At 33.2% G+C, this 4,960-nt stretch carries 9 protein-coding genes; all 9 read left to right on the forward strand.

Going from position 1 to position 4,960, the window contains the following annotated elements:
- On the forward strand, positions 1–719 hold a 719-nt coding region (gene mreC, locus ABZA26_RS07460; RefSeq protein WP_372713893.1), incomplete at its 5' end, for a rod shape-determining protein MreC.
- A gap of 4 nt (positions 720–723) precedes the next feature.
- Positions 724–1,287, forward strand: coding sequence for an outer membrane lipoprotein carrier protein LolA (locus ABZA26_RS07465; protein WP_372713894.1), 564 nt, complete (start codon positions 724–726; stop codon positions 1,285–1,287).
- Entirely contained in the window at positions 1,288–2,013 is a 726-nt protein-coding gene (gene recO, locus ABZA26_RS07470; RefSeq protein ID WP_372713895.1) for a DNA repair protein RecO, read from the forward strand.
- Positions 1,997–2,467 carry a PTS sugar transporter subunit IIA gene (locus ABZA26_RS07475; protein WP_372713896.1) on the forward strand — a complete coding sequence of 157 codons (471 nt, stop codon included), beginning with the start codon at positions 1,997–1,999 and terminating at the stop codon, positions 2,465–2,467. Before recO ends, ABZA26_RS07475 begins: the two co-directional genes overlap by 17 nt.
- A 10-nt stretch (positions 2,468–2,477) precedes the next feature.
- Entirely contained in the window at positions 2,478–2,930 is a 453-nt protein-coding gene (gene nrdR / locus ABZA26_RS07480; RefSeq protein WP_372713897.1) for a transcriptional regulator NrdR, read from the forward strand.
- Between the two features lie 10 nt (positions 2,931–2,940).
- The gene (gene aroQ / locus ABZA26_RS07485) at positions 2,941–3,378 is read left to right on the forward strand and encodes a type II 3-dehydroquinate dehydratase (RefSeq protein WP_372713898.1); all 438 of its coding nucleotides are present in this window, start codon (positions 2,941–2,943) and stop codon (positions 3,376–3,378) included.
- Entirely contained in the window at positions 3,379–4,212 is an 834-nt protein-coding gene (locus tag ABZA26_RS07490; RefSeq protein WP_372713899.1) for a DUF368 domain-containing protein, read from the forward strand.
- A 3-nt stretch (positions 4,213–4,215) separates the two neighbouring features.
- Positions 4,216–4,500 (forward strand): septum formation initiator family protein, encoded by a 285-nt coding sequence (locus ABZA26_RS07495; RefSeq protein WP_372713900.1) that lies wholly within the window; start codon positions 4,216–4,218, stop codon positions 4,498–4,500.
- A 9-nt stretch (positions 4,501–4,509) separates the two neighbouring features.
- Positions 4,510–4,960 (forward strand): fructose-bisphosphatase class II (locus tag ABZA26_RS07500; protein ID WP_372713901.1); only part of this gene is annotated, 451 nt, incomplete at its 3' end.

Here is a 4,960-nt window from a genome sequence, read left to right on the forward strand (position 1 = left end):
GACCTATTAATTCAATGGAAGGCCCTGTGGGAAGATTTTTTTTTCCAGCAAAGGTTTGGGTTTACCAGTGTACTAATAAAATAAAGGAGGGCCTGTCTACCCTCAAAAATTACAAAAGAATAATGCAGGAGAATAAAGACTTTAAATATGAGATAGCCAAGCTTGGAATTTTGGAAAAACAAACGGAAACACTTTTGGAGGAAAATGAAAGGCTTCATAAACTTTTGGAAATGAAGCAAAACAGCAAAAAGACTTTTAAAATTGCAAGAATTAATTTTAAGGACAGTCTGACCTACCATGAAAATGTATTTATAGACCTGGGAGAAATAAACGGGATAAAAAAGGATATGGTGGTAATGGCCGGAGATAGCCTTTTAGGAAGGATATCAAAAGTCCACAAAAACTACTCCCTGGTGGAGCTTGTGACTAAAAACGAAGTATATACTAGCGTTTTAAGTGCCAAAAATGAGGTCCTGGGTGTATTGAAAGGAGAAAACTCAGAATTAATGACAATGGAGAGTGTCTCGGTGGACAAGGTCATAGAGGTGGGAGAGATGATATATACCTCTGGGATAAGTGACATCTATCCTAAGGGGATATATGTCGGAAAAGTGGAAAGTATAGGGGAGAGTAAAAATCAACTTTTTAAAGATATAAAAATAATTCAGGATTTTAATATTTTTGATGTCAATGAAGTTATAATATTCGAAGAGGAGTAATAGGATGAAAAAAATATGTTTAATAATGTTTTTTATATTTATAAATATTCTTTCCATAGCTTCCGGGAAGACCCTTTCAGATATAAAAAGTTTTCAGTTTGATGCAAGAGAGGTAACCTCTATAAATGGTAAAAATAGGGTAAAGGATTACAATGTGAAGGCAATACTTCCTGACCTTATAAAAAAAGAGATTATTTTTCCTGAAGAAAATAAAGGTGAAATTTATATATACAATAAAAATAAAAAAATTGTGTATCTTCCACTTTTTGAGCAGAGTTATGAGGAAGAACTTGACGATGAGGAAAATTATATCATTAAAGTTATAAAAGATATAAAAACCAAAGAACAAAAAGATTCAAAGTTTAAACGTGATTTTTACAGCGGCAAAGTAAAAGAGATAGAGTATGAAAGCGGCCTGAGAATAGTGTTTGAAAAACTTGAAGAGGTAAGAGGATACTATTTTCCTGTACAGATAACTGTTTATGATGGTGATTCAAAAATATCTGAAATCATGCTAAAAAAAATAATAATCAACCCTGAATTCAAAAGCAGTGAGTTTAAAATATAGATGAAATTTTTGAATAGTGACGGTATAATTATAAAAAAGATAGACTACGGAGAAGCTGACCGGATGATAACTATTTTCAGCCGGAGATATGGTAGAATACAACTTAACATAAAGGGAATAAGAAAATCAAAAAGAAGAGACAGAAATGCTGTGGAACTCCTTGCCCTTTCTAAGTTTGTTTTTTACAGAAAAGGGGACCGGCTCATAACTACAAATTTTGAATTGATTGAGTCGTTTTGGGGTATAAGAAATAATATGAAAAACATTGCAATAGTAATGTATATTTTATCAGTTCTAAATAATATTTTGGTAGAAAATCAAAGAAAAAGTATTCTTTATGATTATTTTTTAAAAGTAATGAATTATTTAGATAAAAGTGACAACGAAATAAAAAATCATTTGCTTGTTTGCCACTTTTTAAATAAAATGATACAGGAGGAAGGGATTGCTTTTGAATTATCAGAAGGTGAGTATTTTGACATAGAAAACTCAAAGTTCGGAAATAATTCTGGAAGTTGTTTTTTTAGATTGTCTGAAATAGAAAAAAACATATTGGGAAATATATCAGGTGAGAGATCAGATGGTGTTTTGACAGAGATAAGAGATATTACAGCTATTAAAAAAGTAATAAATATATTGGAAAAATATATAAATTATCATCTCCACACTAATCTCAATTTCAAACATTTTTTAGGGGAGGATTTAAAAAATGGTGAATATAGTTAAAATAACAGATTACATGTCAAAGGATTTAATAAACCTAGACCTTAAGGCTGGAAGTAAGTCAGATATACTGAGAGAATTATCAAATCTGATTGGAAAATCAGACACAATAACAGATAATGCAGTGACTCATAAAGCCCTTGTAGAGAGAGAAGAACTAGGAAGCACAGGAATAGGTAAAAAAGTAGCTATTCCCCATGCAAAAACAGATGCAGCTGAAAAACTTACAATAGCTTTTGGAATAAATAAAAAAGGAGTTAATTTTGACTCCCTGGATGAAGAAGATGTAAAAATGTTTTTTGTGTTTGCTTCACCTCTCAAAGACAGTCAGACATATCTGAAAGTACTGGCTAGAATTTCAAGACTTATCAGAAATGAAGAATTCAGAAACAAACTCTTAGCAGTAAAAACTCCAGAAGAGGTATTACAGTGTATTGAAGAAGAAGAGAATATTTAGGTGATTTCACATGAAATGCCCATTTTGTGATTCAGAGAATACAAGAGTCGCAGACAGCAGAGCATATTCTGAAGGATACTCTATAAAGAGAAGACGTGAATGCAACTCTTGTGGAAAAAGGTTTACTACATATGAAAAGGTGGAGGAGACACCTTTTTATGTGGTTAAAAAAGATAAAAGCAGAGAGAGATTTGATAGTGAAAAACTTATGAGAGGCCTTTTGAGAGCTACAGTCAAGAGAAATATAAGCAGGGAAGAGCTGGAAGTTTTTCTTATGGATGTGGAAAAAACCATTCATAATTCCCTTAAGAATGAGATAACAACTCAGGAATTAGGGGAGCTAATAATGGAGAAGTTAAAACACTTTGACGAGGTAGCATATGTTAGATTTGCTTCTGTGTACATGGAATTTGACGATATAAAATCTTTCATTGAAATAGTAGAAGATATAAAAAGAAAGTAGGTTTTTAAAAATGTTAAAGGTATTGGTGATTCATGGAGTCAATCTAAACTTTTTAGGAACGAGAGAACCTAAAATATATGGTAGTCTGACCCTTGAAGACATAAATGAAAAAATAAAAAAGAGAGCCTTTGAGCACGGATTTGAAATAGAGATATTCCAGTCAAATCATGAAGGGGAGATAGTAGACAAAATACAGGAACATTTTCAAAAGAGTGACTATATTGTCATCAACCCGGCTGCTTTTACACACTACAGCATCGCTATAAGGGATGCTATTTTGGCTACTGGAATAAAGACTATAGAGGTGCATCTTTCTAATGTCCACAGCAGAGAAGAATTCAGAAGAAAGTCTGTAATAGCTGATATTGCTGTAGGGCAGATAGCCGGATTTTCATATTACGGTTATATAATGGCCTTGGACTATATAAAAGAAAGTTGCGTGAAATAGATGTTTAAAAATGTAATAAAAGGAGCATTAATAGGAGTTGCCAATGTTATTCCCGGAATATCAGGGGGGACATTGGCACTTATTTTAGGTATATATGAAAAACTCACAGAATCTATAGGTGAGTTTTTCAACGTAACTAATAAGAAAAAACTGGAATACATAATATTTCTCTCACAGATTATGACAGGAGCAGCAATAGGAATACTTCTTTTTGCTAAGCTGATAGAGTTCTTATTTAAAAACTACTATGAGGGGACGAGCTTTTTTTTCCTAGGGGTAATAATAGCATCTCTGCCGGCCATAATGCAGCATAAGAATAAAATACGACCTAAAAAAAATGAAGTTGTTTTATTCTTACTGGGAGGACTTATTCCGCTGATACTGTTTTTTTATCAGAGTTTTACCAAAATACCTTCTCTTAATGGATTGGAAGGAAGCATATCGGGTTCTTATATTCTAAAACTGTTTTTATGCGGGATAATAGCTGGAGGAACCATGGTGATACCTGGGATATCCGGATCACTGATATTAATGATACTAGGAGAATATTACAATGTCCTTGGGTTTATAAATAACTTTAAAATATTCCCCATGGGAATGTTTGCAATAGGTGCAGCTCTCGGGATATTCATTTTTGCCAAGGTCATGGATAAATTTCTAAAAAGATATAAAGATGAAACACTGTATTTTATATTGGGTATTGTAACACTTTCTCTTCTGGAGATGTGGCCTGGAGTAACTGTAAATGTAATGAATATAGTTTCAGACACGGCATTTTTCTTTATAGGAGCTTTCATGGTAAGCAGAGTAAAAAATATAAAATTGGAGAGATAATTTATGAAAATAAACATAAAAAACAAAAGAGAACTTGTGGTTACTCTTATATTTTTAGTTTTTTTACAATACTTTCTTCCCAAGATATATAGAAGTCATGTAAAACTCAATAAGCTTGTCAAAGAAAAAAAAGACTTAAATTTAATTCATGAAAATGTTAAAATAAACATAATGGAGCTCGATCAGGATATAGAAAAACTAAATGAGTCATATTATATAGAAAAAATATCCAGAGAGAGACTTCAAATGAGAAAAAAAGGTGAGGTCATTTACAGACTGACTGACTAGGAGGATATAATGAAAAGAGAACTAGCATTAGAATTTGCCAGAGTAACAGAAGCGGCGGCCCTCGCAGCCTATAAATGGGTAGGTAGAGGAGATAAAGAAGCAGCCGACCAGGCAGCTGTAGATGCTATGAGAACTATGCTGAATAAACTTTCTATAGACGGAGAGATAGTAATCGGGGAAGGTGAAATTGATGAAGCCCCAATGCTCTATATCGGAGAAAAAGTGGGAAAAATCAACACTTCCAAAGCACTAACAGATGAGGAGCGTTGTTTTCTTACTCAAGTGGACATAGCTGTAGACCCTGTAGAGGGAACGAGAATGACTGCTCAAGGACAAGCAAACGCACTAGCAGTATTAGCTGTTGGGAACAAGGGAAGTTTTCTGAAGGCTCCTGATATGTATATGGAGAAAATCATAGTAGGTCCTGAAGCAAAGGGAGTAATAGATCTAGAGAAACCTC

This window comes from Ilyobacter sp. (assembly GCF_041583315.1).
Taxonomy (GTDB): Bacteria; Fusobacteriota; Fusobacteriia; order Fusobacteriales; family Fusobacteriaceae; genus Ilyobacter.